General features: G+C 66.3%; 28 protein-coding genes. 14 read left to right on the forward strand and 14 right to left on the reverse strand.

Annotated elements, in window-relative coordinates; translation table 11 throughout:
- Positions 1-66 precede the first annotated feature (66 nt).
- Both ACE3P6_RS10695 and ACE3P6_RS10700 read left to right on the forward strand, forming a co-directional pair.
- Positions 67-537 (forward strand): cytochrome c, encoded by a 471-nt coding sequence (locus ACE3P6_RS10695; RefSeq protein ID WP_374394678.1) that lies wholly within the window; start codon positions 67-69, stop codon positions 535-537.
- 197 nt (positions 538-734) lie between these two features.
- Positions 735-1,613, forward strand: coding sequence for a hypothetical protein (locus ACE3P6_RS10700; RefSeq protein WP_374394680.1), 879 nt, complete (start codon positions 735-737; stop codon positions 1,611-1,613).
- Between the two features lie 55 nt (positions 1,614-1,668).
- On the opposite strand, the gene lipA is transcribed toward ACE3P6_RS10700, so the two are convergent.
- Positions 1,669-2,613, reverse strand: a complete 945-nt coding sequence (lipA, locus tag ACE3P6_RS10705; RefSeq protein ID WP_374394683.1) for a lipoyl synthase — start codon at positions 2,611-2,613, stop codon at positions 1,669-1,671.
- A 127-nt stretch (positions 2,614-2,740) separates the two neighbouring features.
- Here lipA and ACE3P6_RS10710 point away from each other — a divergent pair, with 127 nt between their 5' ends.
- Positions 2,741-3,424, forward strand: a complete 684-nt coding sequence (locus ACE3P6_RS10710; protein ID WP_374394686.1) for an aquaporin — start codon at positions 2,741-2,743, stop codon at positions 3,422-3,424.
- A 144-nt stretch (positions 3,425-3,568) separates the two neighbouring features.
- Positions 3,569-4,138, forward strand: coding sequence for a hypothetical protein (locus ACE3P6_RS10715; protein ID WP_374394690.1), 570 nt, complete (start codon positions 3,569-3,571; stop codon positions 4,136-4,138).
- 66 nt (positions 4,139-4,204) lie between these two features.
- Here ACE3P6_RS10715 and ACE3P6_RS10720 read toward each other — a convergent pair whose 3' ends face one another.
- Positions 4,205-5,281 (reverse strand): DUF6456 domain-containing protein, encoded by a 1,077-nt coding sequence (locus ACE3P6_RS10720; RefSeq protein ID WP_374394692.1) that lies wholly within the window; start codon positions 5,279-5,281, stop codon positions 4,205-4,207.
- Between the two features lie 274 nt (positions 5,282-5,555).
- Here ACE3P6_RS10720 and ACE3P6_RS10725 point away from each other — a divergent pair, with 274 nt between their 5' ends.
- Complete coding sequence (locus ACE3P6_RS10725) at positions 5,556-5,840, forward strand: DUF6477 family protein (RefSeq protein WP_374394694.1); 285 nt, start codon at positions 5,556-5,558, stop codon at positions 5,838-5,840.
- Positions 5,841-5,910: 70 nt separating this feature from the next.
- Here the strand turns inward: ACE3P6_RS10725 and ACE3P6_RS10730 are convergent, their stop codons facing one another.
- Positions 5,911-7,452: a trimethylamine methyltransferase family protein gene (locus ACE3P6_RS10730; RefSeq protein ID WP_374394696.1), complete on the reverse strand. Its 1,542-nt coding sequence runs from the start codon at positions 7,450-7,452 to the stop codon at positions 5,911-5,913.
- A gap of 165 nt (positions 7,453-7,617) precedes the next feature.
- Here ACE3P6_RS10730 and guaA point away from each other — a divergent pair, with 165 nt between their 5' ends.
- Positions 7,618-9,192: a glutamine-hydrolyzing GMP synthase gene (guaA, locus tag ACE3P6_RS10735; protein WP_374394697.1), complete on the forward strand. Its 1,575-nt coding sequence runs from the start codon at positions 7,618-7,620 to the stop codon at positions 9,190-9,192.
- Positions 9,193-9,195: 3 nt separating this feature from the next.
- The gene (locus ACE3P6_RS10740; protein WP_374394700.1) at positions 9,196-9,612 is read left to right on the forward strand and encodes a cupin domain-containing protein; all 417 of its coding nucleotides are present in this window, start codon (positions 9,196-9,198) and stop codon (positions 9,610-9,612) included.
- Here the strand turns inward: ACE3P6_RS10740 and ACE3P6_RS10745 are convergent.
- Entirely contained in the window at positions 9,609-10,202 is a 594-nt protein-coding gene (locus ACE3P6_RS10745) for a nitroreductase family protein (RefSeq protein ID WP_374394703.1), read from the reverse strand. The two genes, ACE3P6_RS10740 and ACE3P6_RS10745, sit on opposite strands and share 4 nt — an antisense overlap.
- 108 nt (positions 10,203-10,310) lie before the next feature.
- The gene (locus ACE3P6_RS10750) at positions 10,311-10,781 is read right to left on the reverse strand and encodes a hypothetical protein (protein ID WP_374394706.1); all 471 of its coding nucleotides are present in this window, start codon (positions 10,779-10,781) and stop codon (positions 10,311-10,313) included.
- A 102-nt stretch (positions 10,782-10,883) separates the two neighbouring features.
- On the opposite strand from ACE3P6_RS10750, the gene ACE3P6_RS10755 reads away from it, so the two are divergent.
- From ACE3P6_RS10755 to ACE3P6_RS10780, 6 genes are all read left to right on the forward strand, one after another.
- Positions 10,884-11,771 (forward strand): DMT family transporter, encoded by an 888-nt coding sequence (locus tag ACE3P6_RS10755; RefSeq protein ID WP_374394708.1) that lies wholly within the window; start codon positions 10,884-10,886, stop codon positions 11,769-11,771.
- Positions 11,772-11,852: 81 nt separating this feature from the next.
- Entirely contained in the window at positions 11,853-12,911 is a 1,059-nt protein-coding gene (locus ACE3P6_RS10760) for a hypothetical protein (RefSeq protein WP_374394710.1), read from the forward strand.
- 104 nt (positions 12,912-13,015) lie between these two features.
- Positions 13,016-13,873, forward strand: a complete 858-nt coding sequence (locus tag ACE3P6_RS10765) for an ATPase (protein ID WP_374394713.1) — start codon at positions 13,016-13,018, stop codon at positions 13,871-13,873.
- A gap of 58 nt (positions 13,874-13,931) precedes the next feature.
- Positions 13,932-14,849 carry a homoserine O-succinyltransferase gene (gene metA, locus ACE3P6_RS10770; RefSeq protein WP_374394714.1) on the forward strand — a complete coding sequence of 306 codons (918 nt, stop codon included), beginning with the start codon at positions 13,932-13,934 and terminating at the stop codon, positions 14,847-14,849.
- Positions 14,850-14,910: 61 nt separating this feature from the next.
- Positions 14,911-15,783 (forward strand): polyphosphate kinase 2, encoded by an 873-nt coding sequence (gene ppk2 / locus ACE3P6_RS10775; protein ID WP_374394716.1) that lies wholly within the window; start codon positions 14,911-14,913, stop codon positions 15,781-15,783.
- Positions 15,780-16,397, forward strand: a complete 618-nt coding sequence (locus tag ACE3P6_RS10780) for a TetR/AcrR family transcriptional regulator (protein WP_374394825.1) — start codon at positions 15,780-15,782, stop codon at positions 16,395-16,397. Before ppk2 ends, ACE3P6_RS10780 begins: the two co-directional genes overlap by 4 nt.
- 175 nt (positions 16,398-16,572) lie before the next feature.
- On the opposite strand, the gene ACE3P6_RS10785 is transcribed toward ACE3P6_RS10780, so the two are convergent.
- The 5 genes from ACE3P6_RS10785 to ACE3P6_RS10805 form a co-directional block, all read right to left on the reverse strand.
- The gene (locus tag ACE3P6_RS10785; RefSeq protein WP_374394718.1) at positions 16,573-17,670 is read right to left on the reverse strand and encodes an ABC transporter ATP-binding protein; all 1,098 of its coding nucleotides are present in this window, start codon (positions 17,668-17,670) and stop codon (positions 16,573-16,575) included.
- On the reverse strand, positions 17,667-18,476 hold the full coding sequence (locus ACE3P6_RS10790; RefSeq protein WP_374394720.1) for an ABC transporter permease: 810 nt from the start codon (positions 18,474-18,476) through the stop codon (positions 17,667-17,669). The genes ACE3P6_RS10785 and ACE3P6_RS10790 overlap by 4 nt, the downstream gene beginning before the upstream one ends.
- Positions 18,473-19,342 carry an ABC transporter permease gene (locus ACE3P6_RS10795; RefSeq protein WP_374394723.1) on the reverse strand — a complete coding sequence of 290 codons (870 nt, stop codon included), beginning with the start codon at positions 19,340-19,342 and terminating at the stop codon, positions 18,473-18,475. The genes ACE3P6_RS10790 and ACE3P6_RS10795 overlap by 4 nt, the downstream gene beginning before the upstream one ends.
- 165 nt (positions 19,343-19,507) lie before the next feature.
- Positions 19,508-19,768 carry a hypothetical protein gene (locus ACE3P6_RS10800; protein ID WP_374394726.1) on the reverse strand — a complete coding sequence of 87 codons (261 nt, stop codon included), beginning with the start codon at positions 19,766-19,768 and terminating at the stop codon, positions 19,508-19,510.
- A gap of 122 nt (positions 19,769-19,890) precedes the next feature.
- Positions 19,891-21,315: a PLP-dependent aminotransferase family protein gene (locus ACE3P6_RS10805; protein ID WP_374394729.1), complete on the reverse strand. Its 1,425-nt coding sequence runs from the start codon at positions 21,313-21,315 to the stop codon at positions 19,891-19,893.
- Positions 21,316-21,385: 70 nt separating this feature from the next.
- Between ACE3P6_RS10805 and ACE3P6_RS10810 the strand changes: the two genes are divergently transcribed.
- Positions 21,386-21,589, forward strand: coding sequence for a DUF1127 domain-containing protein (locus tag ACE3P6_RS10810; RefSeq protein ID WP_374394731.1), 204 nt, complete (start codon positions 21,386-21,388; stop codon positions 21,587-21,589).
- 147 nt (positions 21,590-21,736) lie between these two features.
- Here ACE3P6_RS10810 and rpsI read toward each other — a convergent pair whose 3' ends face one another.
- The 4 genes from rpsI to ACE3P6_RS10830 all read right to left on the reverse strand — a co-directional run bounded on the left by rpsI (position 21,737) and on the right by ACE3P6_RS10830 (position 24,273).
- Entirely contained in the window at positions 21,737-22,219 is a 483-nt protein-coding gene (rpsI, locus tag ACE3P6_RS10815) for a 30S ribosomal protein S9 (protein WP_294978559.1), read from the reverse strand.
- 2 nt (positions 22,220-22,221) lie between these two features.
- Positions 22,222-22,686, reverse strand: a complete 465-nt coding sequence (gene rplM, locus ACE3P6_RS10820; RefSeq protein WP_374394735.1) for a 50S ribosomal protein L13 — start codon at positions 22,684-22,686, stop codon at positions 22,222-22,224.
- A 220-nt stretch (positions 22,687-22,906) separates the two neighbouring features.
- Positions 22,907-23,683 (reverse strand): SseB family protein, encoded by a 777-nt coding sequence (locus tag ACE3P6_RS10825; RefSeq protein ID WP_374394828.1) that lies wholly within the window; start codon positions 23,681-23,683, stop codon positions 22,907-22,909.
- An 8-nt stretch (positions 23,684-23,691) separates the two neighbouring features.
- The gene (locus tag ACE3P6_RS10830; protein WP_374394736.1) at positions 23,692-24,273 is read right to left on the reverse strand and encodes a uracil-DNA glycosylase family protein; all 582 of its coding nucleotides are present in this window, start codon (positions 24,271-24,273) and stop codon (positions 23,692-23,694) included.
- Between the last annotated feature and the right edge of the window lie 174 nt (positions 24,274-24,447).

A 24,447-nucleotide genomic window follows, 5' to 3' on the forward strand; every position in this document is an offset into this window, starting at 1 on the left:
CTGTCGTATTGCCGCCCCCGCGCGCGGCACGCTCTCTTCGGTCCACCTCACAACAGGGAGACACAGATGAGACTCATGGTTCTGATGGTGGCAGCGGGCGCTTTCATGGCCTCGGGCGTGCTGGCGCAAGACGCGGCGGAGGACCCGTTTGCCGATGCGGTCGAGATGCGGCATGGCCTGATGCTGCAGATGGCGACGGACCTGGGCAAGGTCGGCGCGATGGCCAAGGACGAGACGCCCTATGACGCCGCAGTGGCGGGCAAGGCGGCGGCGAATATCGCGGCCATCGCCTCGGTCCTGAGAATGGACCAGTTCCCGGCCGGGTCGGAATACCAGAAGGCCACCGACAGCTTCGCCCTGCCCGCGATCTGGGAGAAGCAGGACGATTTCCTGCAGAAGGTCGCCGACCTGAACACGGCCGCAGCGGCGTTCCAGACGGCGGCGGCCACCGATCTCGACAGCCTGAAGACGGGCATGGCCGCGCTTGGCGGTGCCTGCGGGGCTTGCCACAAGGCCTATCGCCAACCCGAGGAATAGAGTTGCGTAACGAGTGACGGCGTTGGCGGGCGGGGACAATCCCCGCCCGTTCCGCAAGCGGTCCCATAGGGCGGGGCGAGGGCGTGGTAGCGCGGCAACACGCGCCGCTTTCACACAAGATATTGATACTGGTCGCTTTCGTTCCCCCCGGTCTTGCGTCATACTGCATGCGACGCGATCAGAAATGGAATTTCACGATGACCAGACTTCTTGTTCCTGCCCTTCTTGCCCTGTCCAGCCTTCCCGCCGCCGCGCAGGATGCGGGCAACGGCCTGTCCTTCGGGGGCGAGGTCAAACTGGAATATGTGGACTCGAACTCCAGCGACCTGGTGCTTGACGGCGATCTTGGCCTGACCTGGCGGTCGGGCGGAATGCTGGGCTTCGATGCCGCGCTTGACACGACCTATCTCGACGACGGCACCGACCTGACCAATGTCTGGGCCGCGCTGGTCCTGTCCACCGGAGCTGGCGAATTCGCCCTGGGTGCTCCGCGCCCCCTGGTCGAGACCATGAGCGTGATGCCGCGCTTTTCGTCCTCGCGGCTGGTCGACCTGGAAACGGGCTTCCTCCGGGGGCCGATGACCTCGCTTGCCAGTGCGCAGGACAATGGCGTGACGCCCGGCATCACCTATCGCCAGGCCTCGGGCAACCTGACGTTCGGGGCCGGCTATCACCACCTGGACGACAGCAATGTCGACGTGGTGGAAGGCGCAATGAACTATGTCAGCGGCGCGACGACCTTCTTCATCTCGGGCGAATTCGCCACCGTCCCCGGAACCGATTTTTCGCTGATGCAGATCGGCGCGTTCCACGATGCCGACCGCTTTGACCTTGGCGCCGCCTTCGCGCAGCTTGACGCCTCTTCCACGGTGCATTCGCTGCGGCTCTACGGCAGCTATGACATCATGTCGGCGCTCACGCTGCGGGGCGACGCGCTGCTGATCCAGGACGCCAGCGACATCTATTCGCTGTCGGCGACCTATGCGATGCCGAGCGGACTGTTCGTCGAAGGCGGCGGGACTGTGGTGAACGACTCGGACGAGATCTACGACATCGGCGTCGGCTTCAAGTTCTGAGCCCCGCTGCGACGCTGAAGGAAGGGCCGCCCCTCGTGCGGCCCTTTTCTCGTTCCTATCCCCTGCCCGCCTGCCGCGCGGCGCGCATCCGGGCGAAATCGTCGCCCGCGTGATAGCTTGACCGGGTCAGCGGCGTGGCGGAAACCATGAGGAAGCGCTTGCCCCAGGCCGCCGTCTCGTAGGCCTTGAACTCCTCGGGCGTCACGAAGCGGGCCACGGCATGGTGCTTGGGCGTCGGTTGCAGGTACTGCCCGACGGTCAGGAAATCCACGTCCGCGCTGCGCATGTCGTCCATCACCTGCAGGACGGCAGGGCGCTCTTCTCCAAGGCCGACCATGATGCCGGACTTGGTGAACATGGTCGGGTCCAGCTCCTTGACCCGCTGCAACAGGCGCAGGCTGTGGAAATAGCGCGCGCCGGGGCGGACCTCGTGGTAAAGGCCGGGCACCGTCTCAAGATTGTGGTTGAAGACATCCGGCCGCGCCTCGACCACCTTTTCCAGCGCGCTCGGGTCGCAGCGCAGGAAGTCCGGGGTCAGCACCTCGATGGTGGTATCGGGACTGCGGTGGCGAATTGCGCGGATGGTCTGGGCGAAATGCTCGGCCCCGCCATCATCGAGGTCGTCGCGGTCGACCGAGGTGACGACGACATGCGCCAGCCCCAGTTCGGCGACGGCATGGGCCACCCGACCGGGCTCGAAGGCATCCAGCGTCTGCGGCTTGCCGGTTGCCACGTTGCAGAAGGTGCAGCCGCGGGTGCAGATCTCGCCCATGATCATCATGGTGGCGTGGCCCTGCCCCCAGCATTCGCCGACGTTCGGGCAGCCGGCCTCTTCGCAGACCGTGACCAGTTTCTTCTCGCGCAGGATGTCGCGGGTCTTCTTGTAGCCTTCCGAGGTCGGGGCCTTGACCCGGATCCAGGAGGGTTTCTTCGGCTGGGCATTGTCCGGGCGATGCGCCTTTTCGGGGTGCCGCTCTTCGGGAAGCTTGAGGTCGCGCACGGAAATTTCCCCCTGACCGCGTGGCTTTTCCCCAGATATGCCGGATTTACCCGCAAGGCAACGCGGCAAGCCCCCGCAGGCGCGCCCGTGGCTTATGCGCTGAGTGCAACGCGGAAGGAGAGATTTCATGTCGAGGCTATTCATTGCCGAAGTGATCGGGACGGCGATCCTTGTGCTGTTCGGCTGCGGCGCGGCCGTACTGATGGGGGCGCATGTCGGGATGCTGGGCATCGCGTTGGCGTTCGGCCTGTCCATCGTGGCGGCGGCCTACGGGATCGGCCCGATCTCGGGGGCGCATCTGAACCCGGCGGTCAGCCTCGGGGTCTTCGTCGCGGGCCGGATGTCGGGGGCCGGGCTTGCAGTCTATGTGCTGGCGCAGGTTGTGGGCGCGGTGATGGGCGCGGCGGTCGTCTACGCCATCGCCTCGGGCCAAGCGGGCTATGACATCGCGGTGAACGGGCTGGCGCAAAATGGCTATGGTGCGGGCTATCTGGGGGAATATTCGTTGACTTCGGCCTTGATCTTCGAGGCGGTGATGACCTTCGTCTTCGTCACGGTGATCCTTGGCGTCACGCAGGAAGGATCGCCCGGCGCGATGGCGGGGCTGGCGATCGGCCTGACGCTGACCGGGATTCACCTGGTCGGGATCAACGTGACCGGCGTCTCGGTCAACCCGGCGCGATCCTTCGGCCCGGCGCTCTTCGTCGGCGGCAAGGCGATGGCCGACCTCTGGGTCTTCATCCTGGCCCCGCTGGCGGGCGGAGCTCTCGCGGGTCTCGTGCATCGCATGGGGGTTACGCGCGCCGCCTGATCAAGGAGGCCGGCGCGCGATCCGGGGACGGGGAAGCCCCGGAGGAAGGGGGATGCCGGTTGCGGCATCCCCCTTCGGCATTGATGCGGATCAAGGCCTGCCTCTTGCCAGTCGGGCATCAGGACCCCAGAACGGGGAACCATGATGACGACGCCGGAACTGACCTTCGCCGTGCTGGTGCTGTTGCTGACGCCGGGGCCGACCAACTCGCTGGTGCTGCTGGCGGGGGCCGAGCGCGGCGTGGCCGGAGCCGCGCGGCTGATCCCGGTCGAGCTTGCGGGCTATTTCCTCACCGTACTGCCGCTGGCGCTGGCCGGGACGACGGTGCTGGCCGACCATCACGGGCTTCGCACGGGCCTGACGCTGGCGGCGGGGGCCTGGGTCGCCGCGCTGGCGGTCAGGCTGTGGCGAATGCCCGGAACCGGCGGCGCGGCAGCCTCGGTCGGCGCCCGCGCGCTGTTCGTCACCACCGCCCTGAACCCCAAGGCGCTGATCTTCGGGCTGGTGCTTCTGCCCTCGCCCGACCGGCTGGCGGCGAACCTTGCGCTCTTCGCCGCCCTGGTCGCCCTGGTCGCGCTGGTCTGGGGCGGGATCGGTGCGGTCCTGCGCAAGGGGGCGGGCCAGCCGCGTGCGATCTTCGTCCTGCGGCGGCTGGCTTCGGTCTGGCTGGCGGCGATCTCGGTCGTGCTGATCGCGCGCGGGGTCGGGGCTTAGTCACGGCATCACCTAAACCCAAAAATTTTCTACAAAATTTTTGGGTTTGGTCACATTCGTCGGACCCTAGCCGATCAGCGGGCCGGACTTGCCGTAGGTTTCCTCGTAGTGCCGCCGTAGCCGCATGAGCGCGATGCGCAGCACGATCTTGCCCGACCGCGCCGCCCAGCCCATGCGCTTTTCCGCGACCTCCAGCCCTTCCAGAAAGCAGCAGCAGCGCAGCGCCACGTCGCCCAAGCCCGGCCCCAGGTCGCGCAGCGCCGCAGCCACCCGGGATCGCGCCGTGGACGGCCCCTCGCCCAACCCGCTGTCGGGCTGGTACGCCCCCCGGTCGCCGCCGGTCAGGAAGCGGTCCCAGTTCTGCGCCACGCGCGGGCCCATCTGCGCCAGTTCGAAATCCTCGCGCAGGCGTTCGGCGGCAGCGACCAGCTCCGGTTCCAGGAACGGCTTGCCGTCGCGGTCCCGCCTGCGGCCCAGCAGCGCCACTGGGCTTTCCGCCAGGTTGTAGCGCACCCGGCGGGGACCGGAATCGTCCATCACCTCGCGTTCGCCCCAGACCCGGTGCTGGTCGCCGAAAGGCGTCGCGGCTTCCGCCATGCCCTGCCGCCGGCGGTCCTCCTCGTCCACCATCCGCTTCAGCGCCGCCCGGCCCGCCGAAGTGATCTCGTAGGTCGACACCCGCCCCGGCTTGCGGCAGGTCACCCAGTCCTTCAGCAGGAAGGCATGCGCGACCGCGCGTTCCAGCACCGCCGTGCGCAGGCTTTTCCCGTCCGGCAGGTCGCGGATCACCACCGCCTTTTCCAGGTCCGGCGCGATGGCCATCACCGCGCCGGGTTCGGCCAGACGGCGCAGCACGCGCATCCCCTCGCGCTGAAGCGCCTGTTCGTCGCAGATTTCGGGCTGGGCAGGGCTGCCGAGGCGCGGGTGGACAGACATGGGCTGATCATCCTTTCGGGCTGGATCTTCTGAGTGGCGGAGGGCGAAACGGGAGATGGCCGACAGCGCCTCGTCCATCAGCGGATCCTCGCGGCGGTTCTCGAACCGGCGCACCTGTCGCAGGATGGTCGAGGCATGCAGGCCCTCGCGCCTTGCCAGCGCTCGAAGCGATGTGCCTTCCTCGGTATGATCAAGATAGTGACGCACGGCTTGAGGAAGCCAGTCTGGCAGGCTGGCGGCAGTCAGTTCTGGCAATATGGTCGTCCCGTCCTTGTCCACACCCGGGGCTGCGAAAGGTCCAGCCTTGGACCATCACAACCTTGGGTTGAATTGGTTACCTGTTCGTTAAACTTTCGGCTACCCCCGACAATTCGACGAAATTCTTAAACTCTTTGGTAACCAGCGCGCGGTCAAACCAATCGGTACGCAACGCCAGGTTGTATTGCGCGAGGATGCAGCGGTTCACGAACGGAGAATCCCGATGACCGACTGCCGCACCATGCTTGCTACTCTGCGCCGTCCCCGGCTTTTGATGCGCGCAGCGCGTTTCGGGCTGGCGGAGTATCGGCGCGACCGCGACCTGCGCCGCCATGTCGGCCTCAACGCCTCGCCCGAGGACACGGTCACCTCGCTGATGTCGGTTGAGGCGCGGCTGGAGGCGACGCGGCTGGCGGGCGATGCGGCCTATTCGGTGGCGCGGCATATCGAGGTGCTGATCGCCCTTCTGGCCGAGGCGCGGTTCCTGCGCGGCGGCACGGTGGCCTGATCCGGTGGCACCAAAATGAAAAAGGGGGCGGTGAGAACCGCCCCCTTTTCTGGTTTCCGGCACAGACGCTTCAGATGAAGGCGTCCGGCATCTCGGCCTTGCGGTTCGCCACGAAAGCCTCGAGCGCCTCGCGGGTGCCGGGGTCCAGGTCCGGGGCCTGGTAGTCGCCAAGCTGCTTGCGCACCCGTTCGTTCGCCAGCGTCTGCGTATCGCGCGACCCTTCCTCGGCCCAGGTCTCGAAGGGCTTGTAGTCCAAGAGGTCCGAGCGCCAGAACGCCGATTTGAAGTTCGCCTGGGTATGGGCGCAGCCAAGGTAGTGGCCACCGGGGCCGACTTCGCGGATCGCGTCCATCGCCTGACCGTTCACGTCCATCGACACGCCCTGCGCCAGATGGTGCAAGGTGCCCAGCTGGTCGGCGTCCATCACGAATTTCTCGTAGGACGACACGAGGCCCCCTTCCAGCCAGCCGCAGGCGTGCAGCATGAAGTTCACGCCCGCGAGCAGCGCCATGTTCAGGCTGTTCGCCGTCTCGTAGGCCGCCTGCGCGTCGGGCAGCTTCGAGCCGCAGAACGACCCGCCCGAGCGGTAGGGCAGCCCCAGCCGCCGCACCAGCTGGCCCGCGCCATAGGTGATATGGGCCGCTTCCGGCGTTCCGAAGGTCGGCGCGCCCGAGTTCATGTCGATCGAGGTCACGAAGGCCCCGGCGATCACCGGCGAGCCGGGGCGGACCAGCTGCGAATAGCTGACCCCCGCCAGGATTTCCGCCAGCACCTGCGTCAGCGTCCCCGCCACCGTCACCGGCGCCATCGCGCCGCCGACGATGAACGGCGAGACGATGGAAGCCTGGTTCGACGCCGCATAGACCTCCAGCGCGCCCATCATGATCCCGTCGAAGGTCATCGGCGAGTTGATGTTGATCAGCGAGGTCATCACCGTGTTCCGGTCGACGAAGTCGTTGCCGAACAGGATCTTCGCCATCGCCACCGAATCCGCCGCGCGCGAGGGTTCGGTCACCGACCCCATGAACGGCTTGTCCGACAGCGTCATGTGCGCCATCAGCATGTCGAGGTGGCGCTTGTTCACCGGAATGTCGGTCGGCTCGCAGACCGTGCCGCCGGAATGGTGCAGCCATTTCGACATATATCCAAGCTTCACGAAGTTCCGGAAATCCTCCAGCGTGGCATAGCGGCGGCCGCCTTCCATGTCGCGCACGAAGGGCGGGCCATAGACCGGGGCCAGCACCAGGTTGCGCCCGCCGATCTCGACGTTGCGCTCGGGGTTCCTCGCGTGCTGGGTGAAGGTCTTCGGCGCGGTCGAGACCAGCTTGCGGGCCAGCCCGCGCGGGATATGCACCCGCTCGCCCTTCACGTCGGCCCCGGCCTCGCGCCAGCGCCGCAGGGCGTCGGGGTTCTCGACGAAGTTGACGCCGATCTCTTCCAGCACCGTCTCGGCATTCGCCTCGATGATCTGTAGCGCTTCCTCGTTCAGGATCTCGAAGTTCGGGATGTTGCGCTCGATGTAGCGCGCGGTCTCGAAGCTGATCGCGGTGCGTTCCGCCCGGCGGCTTGCGCCCCCACCACTGCGCGACCTGCGTCCTGCAACTTCGTTCATGTCAGCCTCCGGGTCTGTTTGCCGTCCTTATGCCGCCAATCCACACGGCACCGCCCATCGAAACCGTCCAATCCTTTCCAAAACCGACATGCGCCCCGGTCGCAAACGACATGTTCCCCGCGCGCGATATCTTGCGCTTCCGCCCGTCCCGGCCTAATCGGGCGCATGAGCCAGACACACGACCGCCTCCTGATCATCGACTTCGGGTCCCAGGTGACGCAGCTGATCGCGCGCCGCCTGCGCGAGCTGAACGTCTACTGCGAAATCCACCCCTACAACCGGATCGACGAGGCTTTCCTGAAAGCCTTTGCCCCGAAGGCGGTGATCTTTTCCGGCGGCCCGGCCAGCGTCTACTGGGAGAACGCGCCGATGCCGCCGAAAGGCGTCTTCGACCTGGGCGTCCCGATCCTCGGCATCTGCTACGGTCAGCAGGTGATGATGCATTGCCTCGGCGGCCATGTCGAAGGCGGGCATGGCACGGCGGAATTCGGCAAGGCCTTCGTCACACCGACCGACCTGACCCACCCGATCCTCGCCGGCTGGTTCCCGCCCGAAGCGGGCCCGCAGGCGCAGGAACAGGTCTGGATGAGCCACGGCGACCATGTGTCGAAGATCGCGCCGGGCTTCCAGGTCTACGGCACCTCGCCCAACGCCCCCTTCGCCATCACGGCGGACCCGGCGCGGCATTTCTACGCCGTCCAGTTCCACCCCGAGGTCCACCACACCCCGAAGGGCGCACAGCTTTACGAGAACTTTGTCAAGCTGGCCGGATTCAAGGGCGACTGGACCATGGGTGCGTATCGCGAGGAAGCCATTCGGAAAATCCGCGAGCAGGTCGGCGATGCCAAGGTGATCTGCGGCCTCTCCGGCGGTGTGGACTCATCGGTGGCGGCGGTCCTGATCCACGAAGCCATCGGCGACCAGCTGACCTGCGTCTTCGTCGACCACGGCCTTCTAAGGCTGGGCGAGGCGGAGCAGGTCGTCACCATGTTCCGCGACCATTACAACATGCCGCTGATCCACGCCGATGAAAGCGCGCTCTTCCTTGGCGCGCTGGAGGGGGTTTCGGACCCCGAGGTCAAGCGCAAGACCATCGGCAAGCTCTTCATCGACGTGTTCCAGAAGCACGCAAACGAGGTCGGCGGGGCGAAGTTCCTCGCACAAGGCACGCTCTACCCCGACGTGATCGAAAGCGTCTCCTTCTCCGGCGGGCCGTCCGTCACGATCAAGAGCCACCACAACGTCGGCGGCCTGCCGGAGAAGATGGGCCTGAAGCTCGTCGAACCGCTGCGGGAACTCTTCAAGGACGAGGTCCGCGCCTTGGGCCGCGAGCTTGGCCTGCCGCAAAGCTTCATCGGTCGCCACCCCTTCCCCGGTCCCGGCCTCGCCATCCGCTGCCCGGGCGAGATCACCCGCGAGAAGCTGGACATCCTGCGCCGGGCCGATGCGGTCTACATCGACCAGATCCGCAAGCACGGGCTTTACGATGAGATCTGGCAGGCCTTCGCCGCGATCCTGCCGATGCGGACCGTGGGGGTGATGGGAGACGGGCGGACCTACGACTACGCCTTGGCGCTGCGGGCTGTCACGTCGGTGGACGGGATGACCGCCGACTACTACCCCTTCACCCACGACTTCCTGGGCGAGACCGCCACGCGGATCATCAACGAGGTCAAGGGCGTCAACCGCGTCTTCTACGACTGCACCTCGAAGCCGCCGGGCACCATCGAACTGGAGTAGGTCATGGAGCTTCACCGCAAGGGCAGCCGCCCCGCCGTTCCGGGCAACGCGCAGTGGTTCACCGGGTCCATCTGCATGGAGCCCGTGATCGGCGCCGAGCCGCCGGGCAGGCCGGGATCGGCCATCGTGACCTTCCAGCCCGGCGCGCGGACCAACTGGCACACCCATCCGCTTGGCCAGCTTCTGATCGTCACCGAAGGCCGGGGCCGCGCGCAGTCGGCAGGGGGGTCGGTCATCGAGCTTCTGCCCGGCGACGTGGTCTGGTTCGCGGCGGGCGAGCGGCACTGGCACGGCGCCGCCCCGGACGCCGCCATGACCCATATCGCCGTCCATGCCGCGCTGAACGGCAGCACGGTGGACTGGGACGGTCCGGTGACCGACGCGGACTACCTGACCGCCCCGGAGCCTTCGGGCAGCTAGAACCGCCCGTGCACCGCGAAGTCGCTGACCGGCTTGCGGTTGGACGGTGTTTCCCGTTCGCGCAGCGGTTCGGGCAAGGTCCCGGACGCTCCCTGTTCGCCCGCCGCCACCACGCAGTGCAGCGTATGGCCCGGCGGCAAGGCGACCGCCGCGGCCAGCTTGTCCTTGTCGAAGCCGCCCATCGCATGCGCGAAAAGCCCCATAACCTGCGCCTGCAGCGCCAGGCTCATCCAGGCAGCGCCGGTATCGAACGCGGACGTGCGGTTCGCGACCTCAACCCCCTCGCGGTTCAGCACCGTATCCTTCGACGCCACCGCGAAGAGCACCGCCGCCTTCCCGGCCCAGAGCGGGTTGTTGCCGATCAGCGCATCGCGGATCGCGGCGAACCCCGCCTCGCCCCGCCGGGCCCAGACCAGCCGCCAGGGCTGGTGGTTCGAGGCCGAGGGCGCCCAGCGGGCCGCTTCCAGAAGCGACATCACCTCGGCTTCGGTCAACGCGCGTTCGGTGAAGGCCCTGGGCGACCAACGGTTCGGGAACTGCGGGGCGACCGGATGGTCAGGCTTGCGCCCGGCAGGCTGGTCGAGGCTCATGGCAGGTCCTTTCCTTGCTTCTCCGCAGGGAGATAGCCCGCATCCCGCCCTCCGGCAACCTCAGCCGAGGACGACGGCCTGTTGCCCCTTCACAAACGTGATCGCAGCCTACCAGAGCCCGCCATGCGCGCCCTGCACCGCCCCCGCCACCGCCAGCGCCGACAGCGCCAGCAGCCCCCGGTGCAGCCTCAGGACCAAGGCGAAGGTGCCCTCCGGGTCGCGACTGGCGCGGGCGTGGAACCAGCGGTGCAGCACCAGCGGCTCCAGCACGAACAGGACCAGCGTGAAGATCGCCCAGACCGCGACCATCAGGTGCAGCCACCAGTAGCCAGGCAGCAGGAACAGCCCCCAGCCATCGGTCAGTCCCAGCATCCACAGACCCGACAGCCCCGCGACCAGTGTCGACAGCTTGGCCTGCCCGCCGAACCGGCCCTCCAGCCGCTCGAAGGTCGCGATCCGGTCCGCCGCCGGAAGTCCTCGCATCTGCGGCAGGATCACCAGCGTCACCATCGCCACCCCGCCGATCCAGTGCACCACCGCCAGCACATGCAGGACCCGCGCCAGAACGTAGACATCCATCCCTGAACCCTCCTGCCCCAGCCCTACCCGCACCCCGCCCCGCCCACCTTGCCCGAAGTCAAGCTCTGGACATTCCCCGCCCGCCCGGCAAGGCTCGCGCTCATGACGCACCGCCCCCTCGCCGCCGCGCTCTGGATGACCGGAGCCATCGCCGCCTTCACCGCAATGGCCATCGCCACGCGGCAGATCAAGGGCGTGCACGACACGTTCGAGATCCTTGCCTATCGCTCGATGATCGGCTGGGTCATCGTCGTGGTCATGGCACTCGCCTTCGGCAGGCGCGGCGATATCCGCACCGACCGGCTGCCCAGCCATGTGGTCCGCAACGTCTTCCACTTCACCGGCCAGTCGCTCTGGTTCTGGGCGATCACGATGATCCCGCTGGCGCAGGTCTTCGCGCTGGAGTTCACCTCGCCGATCTGGGTGATCCTCTTGTCGCCGATCTTCCTGGGTGAGACGCTCACCCGCCGCAAGCTTGCCGCCGCCGCGCTGGGTTTTGCCGGGGTGCTGATCGTCGCACGCCCCGACTTCGGCCATGTCGACTATGGTGTCCTTGCCGCCGCCGCAGCCGCGTTCTTCTTCGCGTCCACCAACCTGATGACCAAGGCCCTGACGCGGGGCGAGCCGATCCTGTCGATCCTCTTCTGGCTGACGCTGATGCAGGCGGTCTTCGGCACGCTTGCGATGACGCTCTTCGGCCCCGTCACCCTGCCCACGCTTGCCACCCTGCCCTGGCTGGTGCTGATCGGCATTTCCGGCATCACCGCGCATTTCTCGCTGACCACGGCCCTGTCTCTGGCCCCCGCCAGCACCGTCGTCCCCGTCGACTTCGCCCGCCTGCCGATCATCGCGGTCGTCGGCGCCCTGTTCTACGCCGAGCCGATCCAGCCCTCGCTCTTCGGGGGCGCCGCGCTGATCTTCCTCGGCATCTGGATCACGCTGCGCAGTGGCACATCTGCGCCACAGGGCCGCAGGGTCACGAACCCGTGACGTGGCGTCATTGATTGACCGATTCAAGCGCCGGGCCTAGCCTTTCCGACAGGGGAAATTCCTGATCGGGGATGAGGAAACATGAAAAGGTTGATGTGGGCCACCACGGCCCTGGTTGCAGTAACGACAGGCGCACATGCGGGGGGTGTCGAGCGGTCTTCCCAGTCGGTTGCCATTCTCTTTGAACAAGGCCGCTACGCGGAACTGAGCTTCGGGCATTTCTCGCCCACGGTCGAAGGTTCGCTCGGCGGCGGGGCTCTTCAGTCGGGCGACATGGCGGGCAGCTACAATTCCTGGAGCCTCGGCTACAAGATGGACATCGGCGACCGGATGGCCTTCGCCCTGGTCCTCGACCAGCCCATCGGCGCGAACGTGAACTACCCGACCGGCACCGGCTATCCGCTCGGCGGATCGACCGCCGAACTGACTTCCAGCGCGATCACCGCGCTCCTGCGCTACAAGTTCGAGAACAATGTCTCGGTCTACGGCGGCCTGCGCTACGAGACGGTGCATGGCGAGGCGTCGCTGCCTTTCGTCGGCGGCTACACGCTGAACACCAATCAGGACTCCGAACTGGGCTATGTCGTCGGTGTTGCTTGGGAAAAACCCGAGATCGCAGCCCGCATTGCGCTGACTTACAACTCAGCCATCACCCACACGATGGACTCGGTCGAGTTCGGTGCACTTCGGGGCAGCTTCGAAACCGAAATCCCGCAGTCGGTCAACCTGGAATTCCAGACCGGGATCGCCAAGGACACGCTCCTGTTCGGGTCGATACGCTGGGTGGACTGGACCGCCTTCATCATCGACCCGCCCGTCTATCCGGCGCCTGACCCGCTGGTCGACTATGCCAGCGACCGCGTGACCTACAACCTCGGCATCGGCCGTCGGTTCAACGAAAACTGGGCGGGTGCCGTGACCATCGGTTACGAAAAGGCCGATGGCGAGATCACCGGCAACCTTGGCCCGTCCGACGGGATGAAGAGCATCGGCCTCGCCGCGACCTACACGATGGACAACATGAAGATCACTGGCGGCATCCGCTATGTCGACATCGGCGACGCGACGACCTCCATCGGCGCGAACTTCACCGGCAACTCTGGTGTCGGCGTCGGCATCAAGATCGGCTATACGTTCTAGGCCACCCCACTGGCACGCAACCGAACCCCGCCCCTCGCCCGGGCGGGGTTTTCCGTTGTGGAACGTCCCTTGCCCGGCTAACAGAAGCCCCCAGAGGTGACACGATGATCTACCGTTCTGGCGCAGACTACCTGAAGGCCCCCCGCAAGCGGATCATGCTGTTCGGCATGTCGGGCCTTGGCAAGACCTACCTCTCGAACCTCCTGCGCGATCACGGCGACTGGTTCCACTACTCGGTCGATTACCGGATCGGCACCCGCTACATGGGCGAATTCATCGCCGACAACTTCAAGCGCGAGGCGATGAAGGTTCCCCTGCTGCGGGAACTCCTGATGACCGACAGTGTCTATATCGCCTCGAACATCACCTTCGACAATCTCGCGCCGCTGTCGACCTATCTTGGCAAGCCCGGCGATCCCGCAAAGGGCGGCGTGCCCTTCGCCGAATACATGAAGCGGCAGGAGCAGCACCGCGCCGCCGAAGTGGCCGCCACGCTCGACACTGCCCGGTTCATGGAGCGTGCCGAGGAAATCTACGGCTACCCGAATTTCGTCTGCGACACCTCCGGCTCGATCTGCGAGGTGGTCGAGCCCGAGAACCCTGATGATCCGGTGATGCGGCAACTGGCCGACACGCTGCTTCTCGTCTGGATCAAGGGGTCGGATGCGCATACGGCCGAGCTGGTCAAGCGTTTCGACCGCGCGCCAAAGCCGATGTATTACCAGCCGTCCTTCCTTCACGCGATGTGGGAGGAATACCGCGCAACCCATTCCGTGGCCGAGGAAACCTGCGATCCGGATCACTTCGTCCGCTGGACCTATGCCCGCGCCCTGGCTCACCGCCAGCCGCGCTATGCCGCGATGGCGCGCTGGGGCGTGACCGTGACGGCCGAGGAAGTCGGCGAGGTCGCCAGCACGCAGGATTTCGACGCGCTCATGGCCCGCGCCATCGACCGCGCCTGACCTTGCAACCGGAACGATAACCCCCTAGCTCTTGGCCTTCATTCCAGGAACCCAGACCATGCCCATCACCCTGCCCGAAACCCTGCCCGCCTATGACGTGCTGCGGTCCGAGGGCGTCATGGTCATGTCCCCCGACCGCGCCGCGCACCAGGACATCCGGCCCCTCAGGATCGGCCTTCTCAACCTGATGCCGAAGAAGATCCAGACCGAGAACCAGTTCGCCCGGCTGATCGGCGCCACGCCCCTGCAGATCGACCTGCACCTGATCCGCATGTCCGAACACACGACGAAGAACACCGCCGCCGAACACATGGCGACCTTCTACCGCCCCTTCCAGGAGGTGAAGGACGAGAAGTTCGACGGGCTGATCATCACCGGCGCCCCCATCGAGCATCTTCCCTTCGAGGAGGTCACCTACTGGGACGAACTCTGCGAGGTGATGGACTGGACCCAGAGCAACGTTCAGTCCACCTTCGGCGTCTGCTGGGGCGGGATGGCGATGATCAACCATTTCCACGGCGTGAAGAAACACATGCTGGACCACAAGGCCTTCGGCTGCTTCCGCCACCAGAACCTCGCCCCGACCTCGCCCTACCTGCGTGGATTTTCCGATGATTTCGTGATCCCCGTCAGCCGCTGGACCGAAATGCGCGAGGGCGAGATCGCGGCGGCCCCGGGGCTGCGCACCCTCCTTGGCTCTGACGAAGTCGGCCCCTGTCTGGTCGAGGACCCCACCCACCGCGCGCTCTACATCTTCAACCACTTCGAATACGACAGTGACACGCTGAAGCAGGAGTATGACCGCGACGTGGCCAACGGCACCCCGATCAACGTGCCGCTGAACTACTACCCCGACGACAACCCTTCGCGCCCGCCGCTGAACCGCTGGCGCAGCCACGCGCATCTGCTCTATGGCAACTGGATCAACGAGATCTACCAGTCCACTCCCTTCGACCTGGCCGAGATCGGCGGCTGATCCGCACCGCATTGCGCTGGTCTGCCCAATCGCCATACTGGCGGCAAACCGGGAGGATGCCATGACCCTACCATTCGACGGCGCGATCAGCCGCTACTTCCGCGAAGGCGCGCCGAAAGAGGTGCGCAAGGCCATCGAGAAGGCGGACAAGGACGAGATCATGACCGCCTCCTACCCCTACCGCGAAGAGATCAGGGGCAAGGACTACGACAAGCAGATGGAGGTCCTGCAGATCGAGCTTGCCAAGATGCAGGCCGGGCTGAAAGCCTCGGGCAAGCGGCTGCTGGTGGTGTTCGAGGGCCGCGATGCCGCCGGCAAGGGCGGCACGATCAAGGCGGTGACCGAGAACCTGAACCCCCGCCAGGCCTATGTCGTGGCCCTGTCGAAACCCTCCGAGCGCGAGAGCCACCAGTGGTATTTCCAGCGCTACGTCGATTGGCTGCCCGCCCTGGGGGAAATCGCCCTTCTCGACCGCAGCTGGTACAACCGCGCGATGATCGAGCATGTCTTCGGTTTCTGCACCCCCGAGGAGCGGGCGAAGTTCTTCCGCCAGTTGCCCGAGTTCGAGCAGATGATCGTCGATGAGGGGATCATCCTCTTGAAGATCTGGCTGGAGGTCGGGCGGGCCGAGCAGCTGAAACGCTTCCTCGACCGCGAGGGGGACCTGTTGAAGCAATGGAAGCTGTCCCAGATCGACGTCGACGGGCTGGCGAAATGGGATGACTACTGCAAGGCCATCGACGAGACGATGCAGAAGACCCATTTCAAGCACGCGCCCTGGACGGTGATCCTGTCCGACGACAAGAAGCGCGCGCGGCTGGCGGCGATCCAGACCATCCTGACGGCGGTCGATTATCCGGGCAAGGACAAGGCGGCGATCGGCAAGGCGGACGACAAGATCTGCGGCGGGCCGAAGCTTCGGTCGAAGGACTGACCTTGAAGCGGGGCTACCACCACGGCAACCTCCGGCAGGCGCTGGTCGAGGCGGCGCTGGAGCTGATCGCCGAGAAGGGGCCGCAGGGCTTCACCCTCTCCGAGGCGGCGAAGGCGGCGGATGTGACCCCGGCGGCGGTCTACCGGCACTTCGCGGGGCGCGACGATCTGCTGGCCGAGGTGGCGCGGCAGGGGTTCGACATCTTCGCGGCCCTCCTCGAATACGCCTACGATCAGGGGCGGCCCTCGCCGCTGGCGGCCTTCGAGGCGACGGGGCGGGCCTACCTCGCCTTCGCACGGAAATATCCCGGCCACTACCAGGCGATGTTCGAGAGCGGCCTCCAGCCCGGCAAGCACCCCGATCTGGCCCAGGTCTCGGCCAAGGCGCGGGATACGATGGACCGGGCGGCGGACCATCTGGTGCGCGGCCTGCCCGAGGGGCGGCGGCCGCCGGCGCGGATGATCTCGGCCCATGTCTGGGCGGTCAGCCACGGGGTGGTGGAGCTGTATCTGCGGGGGAACGGCGGGCCGCAGCCCTGGCAACCCGAGGACCTGCTGGAAACCGCAATCGGGATCTATCTGCGGGGGCTGGGGCTGTTGTCGCCGGATCGGTGAGGAGATGTGTCCACGGTGGACAGATTTTTCGATCCAATGAAATCAAGGGCTTGATCGTGGACGTTAGGGAATTTTTAACACCCGCCCCGGGCTTGACCCGGTGCCTCGTTCAAGACCGGAGCGCCGTCCCTGCGACTTTCAGAGGCCCCGGGTCAAGCCCGGGGCGGCGCCCGGTCTACCGGAACAGCACCAGCGCCGAGGGGCTCCAGGCCACCCTGACCTTCGTGCCCACCTCCAGCACCGGGCGGCCCGGAACGTTGCGCATCGACAGACGCACCTCGACATCCGTCCCGCCGAGATAGACGTCGTAATAGGTCATGTCGCCGAAATAGATCACCTCGTCGATCACGCCCTCCGTCTCGCGCTCGGCGGCCTTCTGGTCGTCGTAAAGCAGCGTCAACGTCTCGGGCCGCAGCCCCACCACCGGGCTTTCGCCCTTGGCGGGAGGCGCCATCGCCGCGTCGATGGTGACATGGCCCAGACCCTTGGCATCGACCTCGACCTTGTCGCCCGATTCCGACAGCACCGTCGCCGGGATGAAGTTCATCGTGCCGATGAAATCCGCCACCTTCTTGCTGTTCGGGCGGCGATACAAAGTCTCGGGGTCGGCGAGCTGGGCGATCTCGCCCTCGAACATCACGGCGATGCGGTCGGACATGACCAGCGCCTCTTCCTGGTCATGCGTCACCAGGATGAAGGTGATGCCGACCTGGCGTTGCAACTTGATCAGTTCCACCTGCATATGCTCGCGCATCTTCTTGTCGAGCGCCGACAAAGGTTCATCCAAGAGCAGCACCTTCGGCTTCAGGATCAGCGCCCGCGCCAGCGCCACCCGCTGCCGCTGGCCGCCCGACAGCGCATGGGCCGCCCGTCCGCCATAGCCTTTCAGGCCGACCATCTCCAGCGCCTCGGCCACCGCCTTGGCCTTCTCTTCCTTGCTCCGCGGATCCTTCCGCAACCCGAAGCCCACGTTCTCGGCCACGCTCATGTGCGGGAAGATCGCATAGCTCTGGAACACCATGTTCGTCGGGCGTGTGTTGGCCGCGACCGAGACCATGTCCTTGCCGTCGATCATGATCACGCCCGAGGAGATGTCCTCGAACCCGGCGATGGTGCGCAGAAGCGTGGTCTTGCCGCAGCCCGAGGGGCCGAGCAGCGAGAAGAACTCCCCCGCCTTGATCGTGCCGTTGATCCCGCGCAGCGCATGGTAGTCGCCATAATACTTATGGACGTCCTTGAACTCGATCATGGTGGGTTGGTCAGCAGACGTCACAGGAAGCCTCCGGAATCTTTGCCACCCGCCTTGGCGATGCCGCGGCGGCGCATGTACTCGGCGAATGCGAGCAGGATGATCGAGAAGAGAACCAGAAGCGTCCCCAGCGCCAGCATCGAGGGCACTTTCGCCGGGAAACGGAACTGGCCGAAGATATAGACCGACAGCACCGGCTTGCCCGAGCCGAGGAAGTTCGCCAGCACGAATTCGTCGATCGAGATGGTGAAGCAGATCAGGAAGCTGGCGATGATCCCCGGCATGACCAGGGGCAGGATGATCAGCCGGAAGGTCGCGGCGCGGGATTCGCCCAGGTCAAGCGCGGCTTCCTCCAGCGACTTGTCAAGCGACTGGAAGGCCGAGGTCAGGATCGCCACCGCGAAGGGCATACACAGAAGCACATGGCCCATGATGATGGTCAGCATGGAAAGCGGCACCGAGAGGGACAAGAGCACGATCAGCAGCGCCATCGCGATGACGATGTCGGGCAGCACCATCGGCAGCATGATCAGCCCCATCGCCGGGGTCTTGCCGGGGAAATTGTAGCGCACCGAGGCGCGGGCGGCGAAGAGCCCGAGGATCGTGGCGAGCGAGGAACTGCTGAGCGCGATCACCAGGCTGCGGAATAGCGCGCTCCTCAGGTTGGCATCCTCCCACATCTCGCCGAACCATTGGGTGGTGAAGCCCTTGAGCGGGAAGGCCACCACCTGCGAATCGTTGAAGGCGAAGACCGGCAGGATGGCGATGGGGGCGTAGAGGAAGATCAGGTAAAGGACCGCATAGACGGTCAGACCGGAGCCCTTCTTCATTTGCGGCCTCCCAGGAAGCGGCGGTTCCACAACACGAAGGCGATGGAAATCAGCGCGACGATAGTCATCGCCGCCACCGCGATGGCCGAGCCCATCGCCTGATCGCGCTGCTTCAGCATCTGGGTTTCCATCAGGTTGGCGATCATCGGGGTCTTGCCACCGCCGATCAGTTCCGGCGTGACGTAGTCGCCCACGGTCGGGATGAAGACGATCAGCACCGCGGCGATGACGCCCGGCAGCGACAGGGGCAGCGTCACGCGCAGGAAGGTCATCCAGCGGCTTTCGCCCAGGTCCTGCCCGGCTTCGAGCAGGCTGCGGTCGACCTTTTCCAGGCTGACGAAGATCGGCAGTACCGCGAAGGGGGCATAGGCGTGGGCGAGCGTGATGATGATCGACAAGACGCCGTGCGACAGGACGTTCGGCTGGGTGTCGGAAAGGCCGAGGCCCATGACGATGGAATCGAGGATGCCGTCATAGCCGAGGATCGTCCGCCACAGCGAGACGCGGATGATGTAGCTGGTCCAGAACGGGATGGTGATCAGGAAGAGCCACAGCGACTTGCGCGAGGGCGCGACGTGGAACGACACGAAATAGGCGACGGGATAGGCCAGAAGCACGGTGGCGGCGGTCACGAAGAACGACACCATGAGCGAGCGCCCCATCAGCGCGCGGTAGATCGGCTTGGTGAACAGCTCGTAGTAATTGTCCAGGGTGAGGGGCAGCGAGACAGCGCCCTTTTCGCCGGTCATCACCGAATAGACCAGCACGGTCGCGAGTGGCGCGGCGAGCATCAGAATCGCGTAGACTACCGGTGGCGAGATCAGCTTGAGGCCCGACCTGGCCTCGGAACTTGGCGTTGCAGCCATCTTTCCCCCAATCTTCCTGTCGTTCCGACCACACTCCGGCGGCCTTGTCATTTGATCAAATCTAGACCGAATGATCCCGTTGAGGCAAGAGGGACATCATTTCCCGATGAAATCAAGTTCGGCGGCAGGGCGGGACCGACGGCCCTGCCCTGCCGCGCCTTGGGTTCACCCGGCGACGCGCTCGATGGAAATCGCGCGTTTCTTCAGCTCGTCATAAAGCGTGGGGACGACGCGGATCGCACCCACCGCGACGCGCAGCGCCTCGCTGATACGGGCTTCGGACGGGTCGTCGGTGGCGACGCGCCAGATCATGCGACGGGCAACGCCGTCATCATAGACGATCTCGGTCGACCCCTGGCGTGTCTTGCGCCAACCCAGAAAATCCGCGCCGCCGTGCGGCGCGTGAAAGGCATGCTGCAGTCCCATTTTTCGGGCTCTCTTCTTGTCTGCTCGTGCGCAGAGCTTCGGTCAGCGCCCGCCCTGCGGTCAACTGCTTGATAAATCAAATCCTCGGGATCGAGTCCCATCTGCAACAGGTGGGGATTTCCCTACACCAGCAGGTCCGAAGGCGGGCGGGCGAGAAGATCGGCCAGCGTGCGCATCGCGGTCTCGAACGCCTCGCGCGGGACCCCGGCAGCGATGGCGATGCGGACGGCGTTCGGCGCGCGGCCGTGGATCAGCGCATATTCGTCGGCCGAGCGGACCAGGACGCCCCGCGCCTCGGCGGTGCGCAGGAAGGTCGAGGCGCGCCAGCCCATTGGCAGCCGCAGCCAGACGAAGGGCACACCCGGCTGCCAGCCCAGGTCGAAGCCACCGATATGGTTGACGAGGATCTGCTGGCGGAGGGCGAATTCGGCCTGGACACGCTCGCGGATGCGGGCGGCCTCGCCGGACTGGAAGAGCCGTAGCATCAGGTCCGAGACGGGGCGGGCCAGCGCGAAGAAGCCGTGCTGCGCGGTCAACCGGCCGGCCTCGCCCATACCCGCCGGGCAGATGACATAGCCGAAGCGCAGGGCGGCGGAGAGGGTCTTCGAGACGGAGCCCACCAGCCAGACCCGTTCGGGTGCCAGCGCCCGAAGCGAGGGGATGTCGGAGACTGCGACGGAATAGCAGTCGTCCTCCAGGATCTGCAGGTCGTAGGCGCGGGCGATCTCGGCGATCTCCTGGCGGCGCTTGATCGGCATCCGGCCGGTGGTGGGGTTCTGCGCCTCGGTCGTCAGGCACAGGACCTGCGCACCGTGGCGGCGACAGGCGGCCTCAAGTGCTGCGGGGACGATGCCCTCTTCGTCGATCTCGACCGCCACCACCTCGGCCCGGGCGGCGCGGGCCGCGTAGCGGAAGCCGGGATAGGCCAGTTCCTCGATCAGCGCCACCGGGCGTTCGCCCCGCAGGCAGCAGTCGAAGATCAGGCTGATCGCGTTCTGCCCGCCATGCGTCAGCGCCACGTCCTCCGGGCCAATGGGGCCAAGGATGCGGTCACCCATCCAGCCCACCACCTCGGCCCGCAGCGGGGCCTCGCCCGACTGGCTGGTATAGTCGAGCCAGCCGTGACCGGTGCTGTCGGCCATCTCCAGCAGCGCCTGCCGGAAGGCCGCGCCCTGCCCCATGTCCGGCACCTGCGGCGCACGGAGATCGACCAGCCCGGTGGAGCCGCCGGTGATCCGTTCCGCATACAAAGGCTGTGTCGGCCCCAGTCGCGGCGATTGTGCCGCGACAAAAGTCCCCCGCCCCACGGTCGCGGCCAGAAGCCCCTCCTGCGTCGCCATCTGATAGGCCCGCGCCACGGTTCCCGGCGTCAATTGCAGCCGCCAGGCCAGGTCGCGCACGGTCGGCAGCTGCGAATTCGCGGGCAGATCGCCGCTTCGGATCGCATCCCGCAAGGCGCGCGACAGGGAAAGGTACTTCGGACCGGGGAATTGACTCAGGTCGGGCGCCCAACTTGTATCAGTCACAATAAACCTCTGGCGACTCATTGCGGGGTATTGATACAATATCTCTACCTTGGAAGGTAAATTGTATCAACACAAATCGAGGGAGGCAGCGATGCCCCAGACCCAGATCGAAACCCTTCCCCTGCGCGCCCGTCCGGGTGTCGTCGCGCGCCTGCTCCAGATCGTCACCACCGTCGCCACCCGCCGCCGCGACCGCCAGCGCCTTGGCCAGCTTGACGCGCATCTCTTGCGCGACATCGGCGTGGACGTGCAGGACGCGCGCCGCGAAAGCGGGAAGCCGTTCTGGCAGGCCTGAGCCATTCCCCGAGCGATCTTCGCTCTTACCCCTGAACTGGGCCGGGTCTTCCCGGCCCTTCTTTTTTGCGTCGCGCCAAAGCAAAAGGCCCGCCGGTGAGGCGGGCCTTCAAGGCAAGGTGCGCTGTAGCACACCCTACGAAGACGATTAGCGCTTCGAGAACTGGAACGAGCGGCGGGCCTTCGGCTTACCGTATTTCTTCCGTTCGACGACGCGGCTGTCGCGGGTCAGGAAGCCCGCGGCCTTCAGGGCACCGCGCAGGGCGGGTTCGTACAGTTGCAGCGCCTTGGAGATGCCGTGCTTCACCGCACCGGCCTGGCCCGAGAGCCCGCCCCCGGCGACGGTGGCATAGACGTCGAACTGGCCTTCGACGTTCGCCACGGTGAAGGGCTGCTTCAGGATCATCTGCAGCACCGGACGGGCGAAGTAGACCGCCATTTCCTTGCCGTTGACCACGACCTTGCCCGAACCCGGCTTGACCCAGACGCGGGCGACCGCGTCCTTGCGCTTGCCGGTCGCGTAGGAGCGGCCCAGCTTGTCGCGCACCGGCAGGCGGGGCGCAGCTTCGACCGCGGCGGGTGCCGAGCCGACAGCCGATTTCAGGTCATCGAGAGATTTGATATCGGCCATGATCACGCGCTCCGGGTGTTCTTCGGGTTCAGGACCTTGACGTCCAGAACGGTCGGCTGCTGCGCCTCATGCGGATGCGCCGCGCCCGCGTAGACGCGGAGATTGGTCATCTGCTGGCGGCCCAGGCGGTTGCGGGTGATCATGCGCTCGACGGCCTTGACCACGACGCGCTCGGGGTGGGCGCCTTCCAGCACCTGCCGCGCGGTGCGCTGCTTGATGCCGCCGGGGTGCCCGGTGTGCCAGTAGTAGACCTTGTCGTCGCGCTTCTTGCCGGTCATCTGCACCTTGTCGGCGTTGATGATGATGACATTGTCACCCATGTCCATGTGGGGGGTGAAGGTCGGCTTGTTCTTGCCGCGCAGGATGTTGGCGACGATCGTGGCGAGGCGGCCCAGAACGACGCCCTCGGCGTCGATCAGGATCCACTTCTTCTCGATGTCCGCCGGAGTAGCGGTGAAGGTTTTCATGGCATTCCCAAAGAAGAAGGGGGCGTGGATGCCCCCGGAAACTCGGATGCGGGCTTATCGCCGAAGCCTCATGCAGCGTCAAGCACCAGAACCAATATTTATCTGGCTTGAATCAATGCCTTACAACAAAGGTATTATGTTACCTCAATCCTTGCAATTTCATGCTGGCCCAAATATCCCCGCCGGAGGCCCCGCCCTTCCCGCCAGGCACCCCGCCGGGTCAGCGCAGCTTTGGCGGACGCGACGGGTCCATCCCCGGCGCCGCGGGGGCCAGGTCCTGAACCTCGGGCGCTGGCAGGTCGAAGCGCAGCGCCGCCCGCGCCATCGCCCCGGCCACGGGCGAGGCCGACGCCAGGAACACCACGTCCAATTCCCCGGCCTCGATCCCCGAGAACACCAGCGCTTCGTTCATCGCCCGCGCGAGCGGCCCCTCGGCCCCTTCCGCCGCATCGAGCAGCGCCAGCAGATGCCCCCTGCGGCCCCCTTGATAGACCACACCCGCCAAGAGCGCCGCCACCGCCAGCCCGCCTGCGCGCGCAAGCTTTGCGTCCAGCGCCGCGATCACCGCCTCGGGCACCGAAGGCGGCAGGAATTGCTCGGGCAGCGCTTCCACTTCAAGCGGCCCGCCCTCCAGCGTCTCGGCCAGCCAGTCCATCGCGTCCGGCGGCAGCAGCATCGACGAGGGCGCGACGCCAAGGTTCACCCCCATCCCGATCCCCTGCCCCTTCAGGAGCCCCGCGATCACCCGCCCCGGCAGGGCGGCATAGGGCGCGATCCCGCCGGAGAAGTCCGCCAGCCGCTCCTCGCGGTCAAAGACCAGCACCACCGGGCCGTCCTCCAGGTCGAAGACCTTCGGCTCGATGCTCTCTCCCGCCGCCTCGCGTTCCAGCAGGATCACCATCTCGCCATCGGCCAGCCGCTCGAAGAAGCGCAGCCGCAGGGCCTCGTTCCCGGGGTCGGCCGAGACGGCGGCATGGGCCGCGTCGAGCAGGGTCACGATCTCGGTCATTCCATCACCTCCCGCACCCGCCGGCGCAGGGCCGGGAGAAGCTCGGCCTCGAACCAGGGATGGCGTTTCAGCCACGCCGTATTCCGCCAGGAGGGATGCGGCAAGGGGAAGACGCCCCGCGCGGCCGGTCCGCGCCAATCGGCCACGGCGGCGGTCACATCGCGGAGGCCCAGGTGCCAGCGGATCGCCGCGCCCCCGACCAGCAGGGTCAGCGGCACCGTGCCCAGTTCCGCCAGCAGCCGCGCCCGCCAGGCCGTCGCGCAGACCGGCGGCGGCGGCAGGTCGCTCCCCTTGGCATCATAGCCAGGAAAGCAGAAGGCCATCGGCACCACGGCCACGCGGTCAAGGTCGTAGAACTCCGCCTCGCTCACCCCCATCCAGTCGCGCAGGCGCTCGCCGGAACGGTCGGAGAAGGGCCGCCCGCTCTCATGCACCCGCAGGCCCGGCGCCTGGCCTGCGACCAGTACCCGCGCGCCGGGCCGGAACCAGAGGACGGGCCGGGGCGCGTGGCCAGTTGCCGTGGCGGAAAACCTTTCGGCACAAAGCCGACAGGCCGCGATCTCGTCTTGCAGTCCCATGCGCCCAAGCTGGTCCCTCCGCCGCGTCCCCGCAACCCGTGCCTGCTTCCCCCGCCGCATTTTCTGTCGACAAGTATCCCCGCCGGAGGCCCCGCCGCATCCACCGGGACCACCGCCACCCGCCCTTCCGCGGCAGCGCCGGTGCGGGGGGTTCGATGCCCCCCGCACCGGCTC

The sequence above is a fragment of the Tabrizicola sp. genome, assembly GCF_041911175.1.
In the GTDB taxonomy this organism is placed as follows: Bacteria; Pseudomonadota; Alphaproteobacteria; order Rhodobacterales; family Rhodobacteraceae; genus Tabrizicola.